Annotated in this window: 16 protein-coding genes; 6 read left to right on the top strand and 10 right to left on the bottom strand. The window is 71.4% G+C overall.

Features of this window, described 5'->3' with window-relative positions:
- Together VJR25_RS13485 and VJR25_RS13480 are read right to left on the bottom strand one after the other, a co-directional pair.
- Positions 1-740: thioesterase family protein (locus VJR25_RS13485; RefSeq protein ID WP_324115850.1), on the bottom strand; the 740-nt coding region annotated here is incomplete at its 3' end.
- A 74-nt stretch (positions 741-814) separates the two neighbouring features.
- A complete protein-coding gene (locus VJR25_RS13480; protein WP_324115848.1) occupies positions 815-1,711 on the bottom strand; it encodes an alpha/beta fold hydrolase in 897 nt (298 codons plus the stop codon).
- A 75-nt stretch (positions 1,712-1,786) separates the two neighbouring features.
- Here VJR25_RS13480 and VJR25_RS13475 point away from each other — a divergent pair, with 75 nt between their 5' ends.
- The gene (locus VJR25_RS13475; RefSeq protein ID WP_324115846.1) at positions 1,787-2,239 is read left to right on the top strand and encodes a MarR family winged helix-turn-helix transcriptional regulator; all 453 of its coding nucleotides are present in this window, start codon (positions 1,787-1,789) and stop codon (positions 2,237-2,239) included.
- Here VJR25_RS13475 and VJR25_RS13470 read toward each other — a convergent pair.
- From VJR25_RS13470 to VJR25_RS13455, 4 genes are all read right to left on the bottom strand, one after another.
- Positions 2,232-2,933 (bottom strand): lipoyl protein ligase domain-containing protein, encoded by a 702-nt coding sequence (locus VJR25_RS13470; RefSeq protein WP_324115844.1) that lies wholly within the window; start codon positions 2,931-2,933, stop codon positions 2,232-2,234. The genes VJR25_RS13475 and VJR25_RS13470 overlap by 8 nt on opposite strands.
- Positions 2,930-3,313, bottom strand: coding sequence for a VOC family protein (locus tag VJR25_RS13465; protein ID WP_324115842.1), 384 nt, complete (start codon positions 3,311-3,313; stop codon positions 2,930-2,932). The genes VJR25_RS13470 and VJR25_RS13465 overlap by 4 nt, the downstream gene beginning before the upstream one ends.
- An 82-nt stretch (positions 3,314-3,395) precedes the next feature.
- Positions 3,396-3,917 carry a gluconokinase gene (locus tag VJR25_RS13460; protein ID WP_324115841.1) on the bottom strand — a complete coding sequence of 174 codons (522 nt, stop codon included), beginning with the start codon at positions 3,915-3,917 and terminating at the stop codon, positions 3,396-3,398.
- Between the two features lie 13 nt (positions 3,918-3,930).
- The gene (locus VJR25_RS13455; protein ID WP_324115839.1) at positions 3,931-5,376 is read right to left on the bottom strand and encodes a gluconate:H+ symporter; all 1,446 of its coding nucleotides are present in this window, start codon (positions 5,374-5,376) and stop codon (positions 3,931-3,933) included.
- A 117-nt stretch (positions 5,377-5,493) separates the two neighbouring features.
- On the opposite strand from VJR25_RS13455, the gene VJR25_RS13450 reads away from it, so the two are divergent.
- The 3 genes from VJR25_RS13450 (at position 5,494) to VJR25_RS13440 (ending at position 8,540) form a co-directional block, all read left to right on the top strand.
- Entirely contained in the window at positions 5,494-6,219 is a 726-nt protein-coding gene (locus VJR25_RS13450; RefSeq protein WP_324115837.1) for a FadR/GntR family transcriptional regulator, read from the top strand.
- A gap of 88 nt (positions 6,220-6,307) precedes the next feature.
- Positions 6,308-7,234, top strand: a complete 927-nt coding sequence (gene lgt, locus VJR25_RS13445) for a prolipoprotein diacylglyceryl transferase (RefSeq protein WP_324115835.1) — start codon at positions 6,308-6,310, stop codon at positions 7,232-7,234.
- 73 nt (positions 7,235-7,307) lie between these two features.
- Positions 7,308-8,540 (top strand): MFS transporter, encoded by a 1,233-nt coding sequence (locus VJR25_RS13440; protein ID WP_324115833.1) that lies wholly within the window; start codon positions 7,308-7,310, stop codon positions 8,538-8,540.
- Positions 8,541-8,550: 10 nt separating this feature from the next.
- On the opposite strand, the gene VJR25_RS13435 is transcribed toward VJR25_RS13440, so the two are convergent.
- The 3 genes from VJR25_RS13435 to tdh are packed head-to-tail and all read right to left on the bottom strand — an operon-like array spanning position 8,551 to position 11,775.
- Positions 8,551-9,471 carry an AraC family transcriptional regulator gene (locus VJR25_RS13435; protein WP_324115831.1) on the bottom strand — a complete coding sequence of 307 codons (921 nt, stop codon included), beginning with the start codon at positions 9,469-9,471 and terminating at the stop codon, positions 8,551-8,553.
- 29 nt (positions 9,472-9,500) lie between these two features.
- Positions 9,501-10,697 (bottom strand): glycine C-acetyltransferase, encoded by a 1,197-nt coding sequence (locus VJR25_RS13430; protein ID WP_324115829.1) that lies wholly within the window; start codon positions 10,695-10,697, stop codon positions 9,501-9,503.
- A 34-nt stretch (positions 10,698-10,731) separates the two neighbouring features.
- Positions 10,732-11,775 carry an L-threonine 3-dehydrogenase gene (gene tdh / locus VJR25_RS13425; protein WP_324115827.1) on the bottom strand — a complete coding sequence of 348 codons (1,044 nt, stop codon included), beginning with the start codon at positions 11,773-11,775 and terminating at the stop codon, positions 10,732-10,734.
- Positions 11,776-12,031: 256 nt separating this feature from the next.
- Here tdh and VJR25_RS13420 point away from each other — a divergent pair, with 256 nt between their 5' ends.
- Entirely contained in the window at positions 12,032-12,373 is a 342-nt protein-coding gene (locus tag VJR25_RS13420) for a transcription initiation protein (RefSeq protein ID WP_324115825.1), read from the top strand.
- Between the two features lie 156 nt (positions 12,374-12,529).
- Positions 12,530-13,636, top strand: coding sequence for an acyl-CoA desaturase (locus tag VJR25_RS13415; protein ID WP_324115853.1), 1,107 nt, complete (start codon positions 12,530-12,532; stop codon positions 13,634-13,636).
- 2 nt (positions 13,637-13,638) lie between these two features.
- Here the strand turns inward: VJR25_RS13415 and VJR25_RS13410 are convergent.
- The coding region (locus VJR25_RS13410) for an FUSC family protein (protein WP_324115823.1) at positions 13,639-14,704 on the bottom strand (1,066 nt) is incomplete at its 5' end.

The raw sequence follows: 14,704 nt of genomic DNA, 5'->3' as shown, positions 1-14,704 counted from the left end.
GTGCCGATGGGGCCGCGCTCGTCGTGCAGCACCGTGTCGGTCAGGCCGAGGCCGGCGGGGCCGACGGTGACCGTGGTGTCGAACCCGATCCACTCCCCCTGCGGCTGGGCGACGAGGTGGCAGGTGAGGTCGACGTTGGGGAACGCCACCTCGGTCGGCGCCATGCGGGGCGTCAGGCCGTTCGCGATGTCGACGAGCCCCAGCAGGCGGGCGGTGGGGCTCACCGGCTCGCCCTCCAGCAGCGGGATGCGCGGATTCAGCCAGCTCCAGGCGCGACCCGGCTCGTCCTGTCTGCGGCGGATGTCCACGGTGCGCACGAATCGCCCGGGCCACAGCTCCCCCGCCGACCAGGGCTCCAGGCTGTCGCGGTCGGGCATGGCGGGCAGGGAACTGCCCGCCAGTTCTGTCGTGTCGGCCACCTGCATGAGCCAGGCGCGGGCGATCACCGCCGGTCGGCCGCCGTGACTGAGCACCGCCTCGACCAGCTCGATGGTGCGCCCCGGGCGCAGCACGCGCACCTCGAGGTCGACGCGCTCGATGAGCATCGTGCCGAGGATGTCGAACGACAGGCGGCCGAGCTGCAAGTCGCTGCCGCGGCGCGCGTGATGGTCCTGCTCGATCACGTGGGTGATCAGCCCGAGCGCCGGGGCGATGTGCTGCTCCTCGGTGCTCCAGGCGCCCTCGACCGCGGAGGTGGCGTGGAACGAGGACGCGCCGATGCGCTCGAAGTAGGCGGGCATGCTCGGATCCTACGTGCTCGCCGTGACCGGGAACGGATGCCGGCGTTCGCCTGAGCCACCGGCATCCGTCCGCCTCACGCGCCGAGCCCGCGGCGGATCGCCTCAGCCACATCCGCGGGGCGGCCGCCGTCTGTGCGGTTCTGCGTCGCCGAGTGGCCGGCGCGCTCGACGACCGCGACCGGGGCATCCGGCAGCAGCTCCGCGAGCCGCGCCACCGCGTGACGCAGGTAGGCGGGCGACTTCGCGGCCGTGATCAGCAGCACGCGGCCGGCGAGCGCCGCATACTCGTCGATCCGGTCGGCACGGGATGCGACGATCCGCATGTCGTACGGCACATTCGCGGCCAGCTCGGCCATGGTCGCACCGCCCGCGGGCAGGGGGCCCGCGGCCTTGGCGAGCATGCTGCGGGTGCTCGACTCCAGCATCCGGCGCGGGAAGAGCCGCAGGAATCCCGGCCCCATCTGCGTGCCGAGAAGGGCCGTGACCATGTACGCCGGCACGTCCCCGCGCTCGACCTCGGGCTCGAATCGGGCGAGGAATCCGTCGAGGTCGAGCGATCCGTCCGCGACGAGCGCGGGCTCGAACAGGGCGAGTGTGAGCTCCGGCCGGCGCAGGCCGAGGTCGGCCACGAGGATGCCGCCCGAGCTGATCCCGAGCGCCGCGACCGAGCCGGTCGCACGCACGACGGCGTCGATGTCGTCGACCTCGATCGCCGGGTCGTACTCCGCGAGTGCCGGGTACGCGCCGCTGCGACCGCGGCCGCGGCGGTTCACGAGGTGCACGGCGAACCCGTCCGCGAGCAGACCCGCGAGCTCGCTCTGGCTCGCGGCCGATTGCATGGTGCCGTGTACGATCACGATGCCGGGGCCGGTCCCGATGCTGAAGTACTCGATCGGCGTTCCGTCGGCCGAGGTCGTGAGGCGAGGGGTGAGCACGGATGTCACGTCATCCGTGGTTCTGGTGGTGGACATGTCGTTCCCTTTCTGAACCGAATTACCTTAGTTACTAAGATACTTATTCACTAAGCAAAATGGAAGAGGCAATCCATGTCGGATCGCGACGAACTGATCGTGCGGCTCGCCGACCTCGGCGCGCAGTCGGCGACGGTGACGGCGCTGTTCCAGCAGAAGGCGGCAGCGAGCTACGGCCTGGGCGTCACCGACATGAAGGCGCTCGACGTGCTGATGCGCGGCGGCCCGCAGACGGCCGGGCAGCTCGGCACGGCGCTCTCCCTCACCTCAGGGGCGGTCACCGGCGTCGTCGACCGGCTCGTGAAGCACGGGCTCGCCACACGCGAAGCGGATGCCGCCGACCGCCGCCGCGTGCTCGTGGCCGCCGACCTCACCGCGATCATGGCCGGCCCGAACGTCTATCAGGGCATCGGCGACGCGTTCCGCGCATTGCACGAGTCGCTGTCGACCGAAGAGCTCGCCTTCCTCGTCGGGTACACCGAGCGGTCGATCGCGCTCACCGAGCAGCAGATCGACGCACTCAGCTGACGAACGCGGCGGCAAGGGCCGCCTCGACGGAGTCCCGGCCGAGGCTCGGGTCCTCGGTGTCCATGGTGCCGAACGTCGCCGGATCCCAGTCCAGGCCGAGCGCCGCGTTCACCTCGGTGAGCACCGCCACGAACCGGTCCACCGGGCCGAAGGCCAGCATCCCGCTGAGCAGCCGCGCTCCGCGCACGGCCCGCTGAGACGTGCCGATGAGCTTCACCACGCCCCGCGCGTTGATGCTGAATTCGCCGGGGCAGTACTCCCCCGCCACCTCGCCGAGCCGCGCATCGAGCCCGAGTTCGCACAGCGCATCCACGATCGTGTTGCCGGCGCGCGCGAAGAAGTGCGTCGGATCGAGGTCGGCATCCTCGCGGCTGATCACGTCGAAGACCAGGCACGACTCGTCATACGCGACCGCACGCCCGCCGGTGGGGCGGATCGCGGGCGTGAACCCGTGGCGCAGGGCCGCAGCCCGGGCATCCGCATAACCCGGCATGCGGCTCTCGCGCCGGCTCATCGCGACGGTGGGCGCCGGGGCCAGCAGGCGCACGACGCGCTGCTCCGGGATCGATCCGGATGCCACGCCGCGCAGCAGGTCGACCGAGGCGTCGAGGTCGTCCTGGGGCGGAAGGGCGGCTGTCTGCCGGATCACCAGCCCGGGTGCGGGCAGCAGGCGGGCGTCGGCGATTGCGGTCATTCGTCCATTGTGGCGGCTTCGGAGATCGAGAACGCGTTGCCGTCGGGGTCGCGGAACGCGAACATCGGCGGGACGCCCGGCCAGCGCAGGATCTCGTCGACCGCGACGCCGCGCGCGGCGAGCGCCGTGTGCGCGGCATCCGCGTCCTCGGTCGTGAACCGGATGCCGATCGCACCGCGGAGGATGCCGGCGGCGGCGGGTTCGAGGGTGAGGATGACGCCGCCCTCCGCAGGCGACAGCTCGATCCACCGCCCGGTCGGGGTGGGCAGGTCGCGCAGCACCGCGAACCCCAGCGACTCCGTGTAGAACGCGAGGGCCGCGTCCTGGTCGTCCACCGGGATGCTGACGGTGCGGACACCGGTGATGATGGGCATGGTCATGATGACTCCTCGTTCGACGCGGCGATGAGGGATGCCGCTCGTCCTGATGACGATCGTGCGCCGCGCCGATCGACAGCCCGCGTCAGTCGCCGAACAGCGCGGCGAGGATCTCGTCGGCCTCGGCCTCCGGCGGCTGGTTCGCGTCGATGACCACGCCGGTCTCGTCGGGCTGCAGCGGCTCGAGCGCCTCGTACTGGGAGCCCAGCAGCGACGCCGGCATGAAGTGCCCTTCGCGACCGCCCAGGCGTCCCGAGACGACGTCGCGCGCGCCGGAGATGTGCGCGAACGCGACGCCGGGCCGGGCGAGCACATCGCGGTAGCGGCGCTTCAGCGCGGAGCAGGTGATGACCCCGCCGGTGCCCTCGGCGAGGTGCACGTCGATCCAGTCGGCGATGAGGCCGAGCCACGGCCAGCGGTCCTCGTCGGTGAGCGGGTGGCCGGCGGCCATCTTCTCGACGTTGGCCCGCGGATGCAGGTCGTCGCCTTCCTGCAGCTCCCAGCCGAGGCGCTGGGCGAGCAGTCCGGCAACGGTGGATTTTCCGCTGCCGGACACGCCCATCACGACGATGACCGAGGGCGAGCCGCCGGCTTCGTGCGTGTGCATGGCCATGGCTCCGTCACGCCACCAACGGGCTCAGGGCGAGCACGCTGAGGATGCCGACGACCGAGATGACGCATTCCATCACCGACCAGGATTTCAGAGTCTGGCCGATGGAGAGCCCGAAGTACTCCTTGATGAGCCAGAATCCCGCGTCGTTGACGTGCGAGAGGAACAGCGATCCGGCGCCGATGGCGAGCACCAGCAGAGAGGCGGCACCCGTCGACATGTGCATCGACGTGATGAGCGGCTCCAGGATGCCGGCCGCGGTGATCGTCGCGACCGTGGCGGATCCCGTCGCGACGCGGATCAGCACGGCGACGACCCAGGCGAGCAGCAGCACGATCGCGAGCGACCCGCCGAAGCCCGAGATCACGTTCGCGATGACCGACCCGATGGTGGAGTCGACGAGCACCTGCTTGAACCCGCCGCCGGCGCCGACGATGAGGAGGATGCCGGCGATGGGCGGCAGCGAGGTGGTCACCGACTCCATGACCTTCGCCTTCGGCATCCCGCCGCCGCGTCCGAGCAGGAACATGCCCACGACGACCGCGACGAGCAGGGCGATGGACGGCGTGCCGAGGAAGTCGAGCACGACCTGGACGGGGCTCGTGCCGCCGGGGATCACGATGTTGACGATCGCGGCGATCAGCATGAGGGCGGCCGGCAGCAGGATGCTGAAGAGGGCCACGCCGAATGCCGGGCGCTTCTTGTCGGACGTGTCGACGCCGCGGTCCTCGTCGGTGACGAACAGCTCCGGGATCGGCACGGTGACCCAGCGGGCGGCGAGGCGGCTGAAGAGCGGACCCGAGATGATGACGGCCGGGATCGCGACGATCACGCCGAAGAGCAGGGTGATGCCGATGTTCGCGTGCAGCAGGCCGATCGCGGCGAGCGGGCCGGGGTGCGGCGGCACGAATCCGTGCATCGCCGACAGGCCCGCGAGCGTGGGGATCGCGACCCGGATGAGCGGCAGGCCGGAGCGGCGGGCGACCAGGATGATGACCGGCACGAGCAGCACGAGGCCGACCTCGAAGAACATCGGCAGGCCGATGAGCGCGCCGACCAGCGCCATGATCCACGGCAGGGCGCGCACGCTCGCCCGCGAGACGAGGGCGTCGACGATGCGGTCCGCTCCGCCGGAGTCGGCGAGAAGCTTGCCGTAGACGGCGCCGAGCGCGATCAGCACGCCGACGCTGCCCATCGTGTTGCCGAAGCCCGTGGTGAAGCTCAGGATCGTCTGCGTCGCGGACATGCCGGCGAGCAGGCCGGTGACGAGCGAGCCGATGAGCAGCGACAGGAACGGGTGCAGCTTCGCCCAGGTGATGAGCAGCACGATGCACGCGATGCCGATGAGGGCCGCGGTGACGAGCTGCCACTCGGGTGCGGTGGTGGTCGGAGGGGTCGCCGGGTCAGCGGCGGCGAACAGGGATGCCAGAGCAGACGTCTGCGTCGATAGGGCCATGATCTTCCTCGGTCAGGCGGGTGGGATGACGCAATCGTACATTATGTAGGACATATTGCAACCCATCGTTTTTATGCCGGGCTATATCCGAGGCGCGTTTCGGCGGATAATCGGAGGGTGGGGGACATCCAGTCGGGGGCTCAGTCGGCTCTGCACGAGCAGATCCTCGAGGCGCTCGGCGGGGACATCGTGTGCGGCCGACTCGCCCCGGGCGCCCGCGTGCTCAGCGCCGACCTGGCAGCGCGCTTCGGAGTCTCGCGGTCCGCGGTGCGCGAGGTCGTGCGCGTGCTCGAGTCGATGGGCCTCGTGGAGGTGCGGCGCAAGGCGGGTGTCGAAGTGCTGCCGGCGTCCCGCTGGGACTCCTACTCCCCCCGCCTCATCCGATGGCGCCTGGAGAGCCCGCAGCGCATCGCATTCCTGCACAGCCTCGGGCAGCTGCGGTCGGCCGTCGAACCGCTCGCCGCCCGTCTCGCCGCCGAGAACGCGTCCAGCGCGCAGCGCGCCGCGCTCGTACAGGCGGTCATGGGCATGGTGCAGACCGCACGGGATGCCGACGACGAGCCGTACCTCCGTCACGACATCGCGTTCCACAGCACCCTGCTGGCGGCATCCGGCAACCCCCTGCTCGACGGACTCGCGGGGGTCGTCGAGGAGGTGCTGCGCGGCCGCACGCGGCACGCGCTCATGCCGCATCAGGCCGAACCTCTGGCCCTGCGCCTGCACCAGGAGGTCGCCGCCTGCATCGCCTCCGGCGACGGGCCGGGAGCCGAGCGGGCGATGCAGTCGATCGTCGCCGAGGCGGATGCCGCGATCGGCGCGATCGGCGACCCCGCAGATGACTGACCGGCGCGCGCGCCGCGCACTCTCAGCCGCCGCTGTGGATCGCTCCCCTAGCCTGACTGAGGCGCAGACGGCGCCCGAAAGGTGACGAGTGAGAACGAGCATCCCGAGCCCTCCTCCGCAGTGGGCTCAGTTCCAGATCGGTCCGGTGACGATCCACACGTACGCACTGTGCATCATCGCGGGCATCGTCGCAGCGGTGCTCATCCTGGGCAGCCGGCTCCAGCGCCGCGGCATCGAGCGGGGTTTCGCGGTCGACATCGCGCTGTGGTCGGTGCCGCTCGGCATCGTCTGCGCACGCTTCTACCACGTGTTCACGCACGTGGGCGACTACTTCGCCCCCGGTGACAACCTGTGGAACGTGTTCGCGATCTGGGACGGCGGCAACGCCCTCTACGGTTCGCTGATCGGCGGCACGGTCGGCATCCTCATCGCCTGCCGCCGCGCCGGCGTGCGGTTCTGGAGCCTCGCCGACGCCCTCGCTCCGGCGCTGCTGGTCGCCCAGTCGCTCGGCCGGCTCGGCAACTACTTCAACCACGAGCTGTTCGGCCTGCCGACGACCCTGCCGTGGGGTCTGCAGATCGAGTCCACGAACCCGAAGTTCCCGCCCGGGATGCCGGCCGGCACCCTGTTCCAGCCGCTCTTCCTCTACGAGATCATCTGGAACCTGCTCGGGTTCGCCGTACTGCTGTACCTCGAGCGCCGGTTCACGCTGCAGTGGGGCAGGATGCTGGCGCTGTACCTCGTCTGGTACGGCTCCGGTCGCAGCTACCTGGAGTCGATCCGCATCGACCCGTCGAGCATCAGCTTCCTCGGCATCCCGGCCAACGTCTGGGCGTCGTTCGCGGCCGTCGCACTCGGAGTCGTGCTGTTCGTCGTGCAGACGCGGCGGCATCCCGGGGCGGAGCCGTCACCCTTCACCCGGGAGGACTCGCGCGTGGCGCTGACGAAGCCCGACGACGCTCCGCACGGGCGGTCGCACTCACGCGACGGCAGCGACCGGCCCGCGGGCGTCTGATCCCGGACGATCGGTGGGATCGCCCCGACATCTCGTCGGATGGCCGCCCGCCCCGACACTGTTGACTTGGATCATGACCACCACCGCGCCCGTCCCGACCGTCGTCGACGTCCGCCCGCAGCGCACGGCGTACGGCGCCCTGCTGACGATGATGGCGACGAGCTTCCTGCTCGTCACCGCCGAGTTCCTTCCGGGCGGCCTGCTCACCGACATCGCGGCCGAGATCGGGGTGACGCCGGGCCAGGCCGGCCAGATGGTCACGGTCACGGCGCTCGCCGGGCTCGTCGTGGCCCCGACGATCGGGCTGATGCTGCCGCGCCTGGATCGCCGGACGCTCGTCGTCTGGATGGCGGTCGGCGCCATGGCATCCAACGCGATCGTCGCGATCGCGCCGAGCCTGCCCGTGCTGCTCATCGCGCGCGTGCTGCTCGGGGCGGCGCTGTCCGGGTTCTGGTCGATGTCGGTCACCGTCGCCGCGGGAATCGCCGGCCCGGAGCGCCTGGGCCGGGCGATGATGTTCACCTCGGCGGGCACCTCGCTCGCCACCGTCGCCGGCGTCCCGGTCGGCGTGCTGCTGAGCCAGGCGGTCGACTGGCGCGGCGTGTTCGGCATCGCGGCGGCCGCGAGCGCCGTGCTGGCCGTGGCCCTGCGGTTCGTGCTCCCGAGCGTTCCCGCCGAGGGCGCGGCGAGGCTGTCCACCCTGATCTCGACCTTCCGCCGCCCGGGCGTCGGCCTCGGCATCGTCGGGCACGTGCTCATCGTGCTCGGGCACTTCCTCGCCTACACCTACATCCGGCTGGCGCTGCAACGTGTGCAGGATGCCGGCGGCACCGCCGTCGACGAGGGGACGATCATCCTGCTCCTCGCCCTGTTCGGCATCGGGGGGTTCCTCGGCAACATCCTGATCGGGCTGATCGTCGACCGCCGCTACCGGCTCCTCGCGGTCGTCACGCCGCTCGTGATCGCCGCGGCGGTGGTGCTCATGATCGCGGCCTCCGGATCGTCGGGCGCGATCGCCGTGGTCGCGTTCGTGTGGGGCGTGTTCTTCGCGTCGTGGCTGCTGATCGTGAACACGTGGATCGGGCACCGGATGCCCGACCGCCTCGAGGCCGGCGGGAGCCTCGTGGTGATGGGGTTCCAGGCGGCGATCATGACCGCCGCCGGGCTCGGCGGCATCCTCGTCGACGGCCTCGGCATCGCTCAGGTGTACGTGATCGGTGCGATCGCGCTCGTCGTCGGCGCGGTGCTGTTCGGCCTCGCCGGACGCGTCGGTGCGCAGTCGGCGACGAGCCGCCCCACGCCCTGAGCTTCCCGGGTCAGGCGGCGTGCGCGGCGCGCCAGGCGGACGGCGTCTGCCCGGTCCGGCGGCGGAACGCGCGGCTGAAGCCCTCGTCCGAGCCGTACCCGAGCGCGCGCGACACCTCGCTCACGCCGCAGCCGCGCGACAGGAGGTCCTGGGCGGCACGGATGCGCACCTCCGTGACGTAGCTCGCGGGCGACGCCCCGAAAGCCGCGCGGAAGCGCTCCGCGAACACCGTGCGCGACATCGCCCCGACACCGGCCAAGCCGGCCACGCTCCAGTCCCGGCCGGGGGCGGCGTGGATCGCCTCCACGACCCGGTCGAGGTACGGGTCGTTCGACCGCGACGGCCACCCCGCGGGCGCGCAGCCGTGCGCGGCCCACGCCCGGATCACCGAGAGCAGCACCGTGCCGGCCATCATCCGGCAGATGACCGTGTCGCCGAGCTGCGCGGACGACTGCCCGCCGACGCTCGCCGGGTCGGTGCCGAGCTGGGCGGCCAGCGACGCGGCCGCTGGCTCGTGCCGATCGAAGTCCCGCACGATCGCCGTGTCGGGCAGCACCGCGGCGACGTGGGCCGCTCGCTCCGCGAGGGTGAGGGTGGACACCAGCATCCGCACCGGCCCACTCGCCCGCAGCGACGCCGCCGCACGGCCGGAGGCCAGCAGCGCGTCACCGGCGCTCAACCGCTGCCCCGCGCCGCGCCCCCGCAGGTCGGCGGCTCCGTCGATCACGTAGACGAGCGAGAGGGCGTCGCGGTCGAGCTCGAGCACCTCGCCCGGTGCCACGGCGACGCGCACCTGCTGTCGCAGCCGCACCTCGACGGCGGCCAGCAGCGACTCGAGCGCGCCACCCTCCCCCGGCGCCGCCGGGACCGCCGGGACCGCCGGGACCGTCGTCGAGCGGACGGCGACCGGGGCATCCGTGGTGGGCGTCATGCACGGGGAAACGCCGCGTGCGGGGGCTGCTATTCCGGCGCGCCGCCGGCCGTCGCCGCGTCGCGCGCCTCGGAGAACGCGGCGACGCATCGGGCGATCTGCTCGTCGGTGTGCCCGGCGGACAGCTGCACGCGGATGCGGGCGCGCCCCTTCGGCACGACGGGGTACGAGAACGGCGTCACGAACACCCCGCGCTCGCGCAGCCCCTCCGCGATCCGCACGGTCAGCACCTCGTCGCCGAACATCACCGGGATGATGGGGTGCTCGCCGGGCAGCAGATCGAAGCCGGCATCCGTCATCGCGGCGCGGAATGTGGACGCGTTGTGTTCGAGGCGCTCGCGCAGCTCGCCGGACTGCGCCACGAGGTCGAGGGCGGTCATCGTGGCGCTGACGATCGACGGGGCGAGCGAGTTCGAGAAGAGGTACGGCCGGGCACGCTGGCGGAGCAGGTCGACGATCTCCTGGTGCGCGGCGACGTACCCGCCGGATGCCCCGCCGAGCGCCTTGCCGAAGGTGCCGGTGGTGATGTCGACGCGGCCCTCGACGCCGCAGCGCTCCGGAGTGCCGCGGCCGTCCGCCCCCACGAATCCGACGGCATGCGAGTCGTCGACGAAGACGAGGGCGTCGTACCGGTCGGCCAGATCGCAGATCTCGCGCAGCGGCGCGAAGTAGCCGTCCATCGAGAAGACGCCGTCGGTGACGATCACCCGGCGCCGGGCGTCCGCCGCCGACTGCAACTGCTGCTCGAGGTCGGCCATGTCGCGGTTGCGGTACCGCAGACGGCGGGCCTTGGACAGGCGGATGCCGTCGATGATCGAGGCGTGGTTCAGCTCGTCGGAGATGATCGCGTCGTCGGCGCCGAACAGCACCTCGAACACCCCGCCGTTGGCGTCGAAGCACGAGGAGAACAGGATCGCGTCGTCGTAGCCGAGGAAGCCGGCGAGCTTGCGCTCGAGGTCGAGGTGCTGCTCCTGCGTGCCGCAGATGAAGCGCACGCTCGCCATCCCGTAGCCCCAGGCGTCGAGCCCGGCGTGGGCGGCCGCGACGATGCGCGGGTCGTCGGCGAGCCCCAGGTAGTTGTTCGCGCAGAAGTTCAGGGCGTCCTCCGCGCCCACCGCGACCTCGGTGGACTGGGGACCGCCGATGCCGCGCTCGCGCTTGGTCAGTCCCGCCTGCTCGATCGCGTCGAGCTCGTCGCGCAGCTGGGCGCGCATCGTTCCGTACATGTGCTGCTCCTCGATCCTCGTGCCCGGCTCCGCCTCAGACCTGGGTCCAGTCCAGGATGACCTTGCCGACGCCGCCGGACTTCGCCGCGGCGAACCCGGTCTCCCATTCCCGGGCCGGGTAGCGGTCGGAGATCGTCGACGCGATCCGGTCCCGCAGAGTGGGGCTCGTCTGCATCATGGCGCTCATCGAGTTCCAGGTCTCGAACATCTCGCGCCCGTAGATGCCCTTGAGGGTCAGCATGTGCGTGACGACCTTGCTCCAGTCGATCGCGAACGGGTCGCTCGGAAGGCCGAGCAGCGCGATGCGGGCACCGTGGGTCATGTTCTCGATCATCGACGGCAGCGCCGACGGCGAGCCGCTCATCTCCAGGCCGACGTCGAAGCCCTCCCGCATGCCGAGCACGTGCTGCACGTCGGCGATCGATTCGCGGGTGACGTCGACGACGGCATCCGCGCCCATGCCCATCGCCAGTTCGAGGCGGGCCGGGCTGACGTCCGTGGCGACGATGAATCGGGCACCGGCGTGCCGGGCGACGGCGATCGTCATGAGGCCGATCGGGCCGCATCCGGTGACCAGCACGTCCTCGCCCACGACCGAGAACGCCAGCGCGGTGTGCACGGCGTTGCCGAGCGGGTCGAAGATCGCCGCGAGGTCCGGGTCGATCGGGGTGTGGTGCACCCACACGTTCTCGCCCGGGATGACGATGTACTCCGCGAACGCGCCGTCGCGGTGCAGGCCCACGCCGATCGTGCGGATGCACATCTGCCGGCGGCCGGCGCGGCAGTTGCGGCACATGCCGCAGACGATGTGGCCTTCGCCCGAGACGAGGTCGCCGACCGCGATGTCGTGCACCAGCTCGCCCACCTCGACGACCTCGCCGCAGAACTCGTGGCCGGGGATGAGCGGGGTGCGGATCGTGGATGCCGCCCAGTCGTCCCACCCCAGGATGTGCAGGTCGGTGCCGCAGATGCCGGTGCGCAGCACGCGGATCTTCACGTCGCCGGGCCCCGCCTCCGGCTCGGGCCGGTCGGTCCATTCGAATCCCGCGCCGGGCGCGGCCTTGAGCAGGGCTTTCATCGGGTGGTGACCTCCAGGCGCTGGGCGGGTGCCGGATCACGACCCCGCTCGAACTCGGCGACGGCCGCCGTCGAAGGGTGACGCGACGGCCACCGGCTCGTCTCACCGCAGCGGTGCAGCGGCGACGATGCCGGCCGCGCCAGCTTATCGCGCGAGATCGGAGCGCCCCGCGACATCCGCCCCGCCCGGCTCCACGGCGGCGTAGGCTCCCCACCGTGGCGGTGCGACCGGTCCGCCGAGACGAGGGAGTCGTGCGATGACGCGGTATCTGATCTCATTCCCCAGCGCCGCGATGCAGGTGTCGCCGGCGGAGCTGCCGGCGGTGGCATCCGCCGCGCATGCGGTCGTGCGGCAGATCCAGGATGCCGGCATCTACGTCTTCACCGGCGGCATCGACGAAGACGTCGAGCCGGTTCAGGTCGCCGCGGACGGCACCGTCACCGACACCACCTACCCGCAGAGCACCGAGCTCGACGGCGGGATGATGGTGATCGACGTGCCGTCGCGCGACGAGGCGCTGAGGTGGGCGGCGAAGATCGCGGAGGCGTGCCGCTGCGCGCAGGAGGTGCGCGCCTTCCAGTACGACCCGGAGCTGTGACCCGAACGGCCGGGACTGCCACTGCCCTGCCGATCCGCTGTGCGATCGCCCGGCATTCCGTCGCGGGGGTCTGCGCCGACGTAGTCTGATCGAAGCGATCGGCGCCCGCCTTTGGCTTCACGGACCTCAAGTCCAACCGAAGGGGCAGGTGCTGCCATCACTTCCATCGCTCCCGAGTCCACTCTCGGTCCCGTCCGTCGGACCTACGCCGGAACCGCCGAGTTCCCGAACCTGACCCGCGCCTTCACGGACGTCGCGCAGACCGTCCGGGAGAGCGGTCTGCTGCGTCGTGCGCCGTGGTTCTACGGGGCCGTCGCGGCGGTCATCGCCCTCGGCTTCGGAGGCTGCATCACCGGGTTCGTGCTGTTCGGCGAGAGCTGGTTCCAGCTGCTCATGGCCGGCGCTCTCGGCATCCTCCTCACCCAGGTCGCGTTCCTCGGGCATGAGGCGGCGCACCGGCAGATCCTCACCTCGGGACCGGCGAACGACCGGCTCGCCCGGCTGCTCGTCAACGGAGTGGTCGGCATGAGCTATTCCTGGTGGACGACGAAGCACACCCGGCACCATGCGAACCCGAATCGGGTCGGCAAGGACCCGGACATCGAGGTCGACACCATCTCGTTCCTCGATGAGGATGCCGCCGCGGCCCGGGGCCTTCGCCGGCGCATCACCCGCCGGCAGGGCTGGCTGTTCTTCCCGCTCCTCACCTTCGAGGGCGTCAATCTGCATGTCCACGCGTTCCGTCACCTCTTCGCGCGCGACCGCGTGAAGGGCCGCTGGACCGAGATCGGGCTGATCGCCCTGCGGTTCGCGGTCTTCATGACGCCGGTGTTCGTCTTCCTGCCGGTCGGAATGGCGTTCGCGTTCGTGGGCGTTCAGCTGGCCGTCTTCGGCATCTACATGGGCGCCTCGTTCGCCCCCAATCACAAGGGGATGCCCGTCATCTCCCACGATGCCCGGCTCGACTTCTTCAGCAAGCAGGTGCGCACGTCGCGCAACATCCGCGGCGGCTGGTGGGCGACCTGGCTGATGGGCGGCCTCAACTACCAGATCGAGCATCACCTCTTCCCGAACATGCCCCGCCCGCATCTGTCCCGCGCCCGCCGGATCGTCATGGAGCAGTGCCGCACCCTGGACGTCCCGTACACCGAGACGACGATGTGGCGGTCGTACGGCATCGTCATCGCCTACCTCAACCGCGTCGGGCTCGCCGCCCGCGACCCGTTCGAATGCCCGGTGGTCGCCGCGCACCGCCGCGCCTGACGCTAGCGCGACGCGTCGTGACGAGGGTGCACGATGCCTGACGCGGCGCCGAGCGCGGCGCCGACGAGGGTGTCGACGATCCGCTCGAGGATCAGCGGCCCGGTGGCGGCCCCGCTCGCCGCGGCGGCCGCGGAGATGATCGTGAGCACGAGCGGGGTGATGAAGACGAGCGCGAGTGCGTAGTTGCGCACCACGAAGAGCTCGATCACGAACTGCAGGGCGGCGAGCACGAAGGGCAGCAGCCAGACCGGGATCGGGATGAACGCGATCGCCGCGAACAGGCCGGCGCCCACGAGCGTGCCGACCAGCCGCTGACTGCCGCGGATGAACGCGACGCGGCGGCCGGCGTTGATCCCGATGACCGCAAGCCCCGCACTCACCGTCCAGTACGCGCGCGCGGGGTCGACCACCAGCATGCTGAGCACCGTGCCGACGACCGCGACGAGCGCCACCCGCACCAGCAGGGCGCGCGCGTCTCCGTCGAGGCGCGGGGTTCGCGGCAACGGGTGCCGCACCGGACCGGGATCGCCGTGCCGTGCGCGCGTGATCAGGAACGCGACCACCACGATGGCGTAGGCGATCGCCGCCCCGGTCGCGACGGCGCCGACGAACACGAACGGGTCGACGACGCGACGGCCGTCGACCACCGCGGTCACGCGCGTGGCGAGCCCGTAGACCAGCACGAAGAAGACCGGACCGGGCGGCCCGAGGCCGTAGCCGTAGTGCAGCGCTGCGGCGGCGACGGCGACGAGCACGAGGCCGATCGCCGCGACGATGGGCACGGGCGCCGCAGTGGCACCGGCGACGGCCGCCGCGATGAGCGCGATGCCGACGACGGGCAGCAGCCGGACGCGCTGCGCCGGCGGAAGCCACGCGAGATAGATCGCGGTGAACGCACCGCCGGCTCCGAGCAGACCGACCTCGGGGCGGCCGAGCGCGGTGAACAGCGCCACAGGCAGGAACATGGACAGGGCCGCCTGCAGGGCCGCCGGCCAGCGCGGCGCCGGCCCGGGCGGCAGCGTGAAGTGGCTGCGCACCCACACCCGGATGAGGGCCGTGCGCGGCGGC

This window comes from Microbacterium sp., from assembly GCF_035277845.1.
GTDB lineage: Bacteria > Actinomycetota > Actinomycetes > Actinomycetales > Microbacteriaceae > Microbacterium.
Note: the sequence above shows the minus strand (reverse complement) of the source record. Positions and strands in the feature narration are given on the sequence as shown.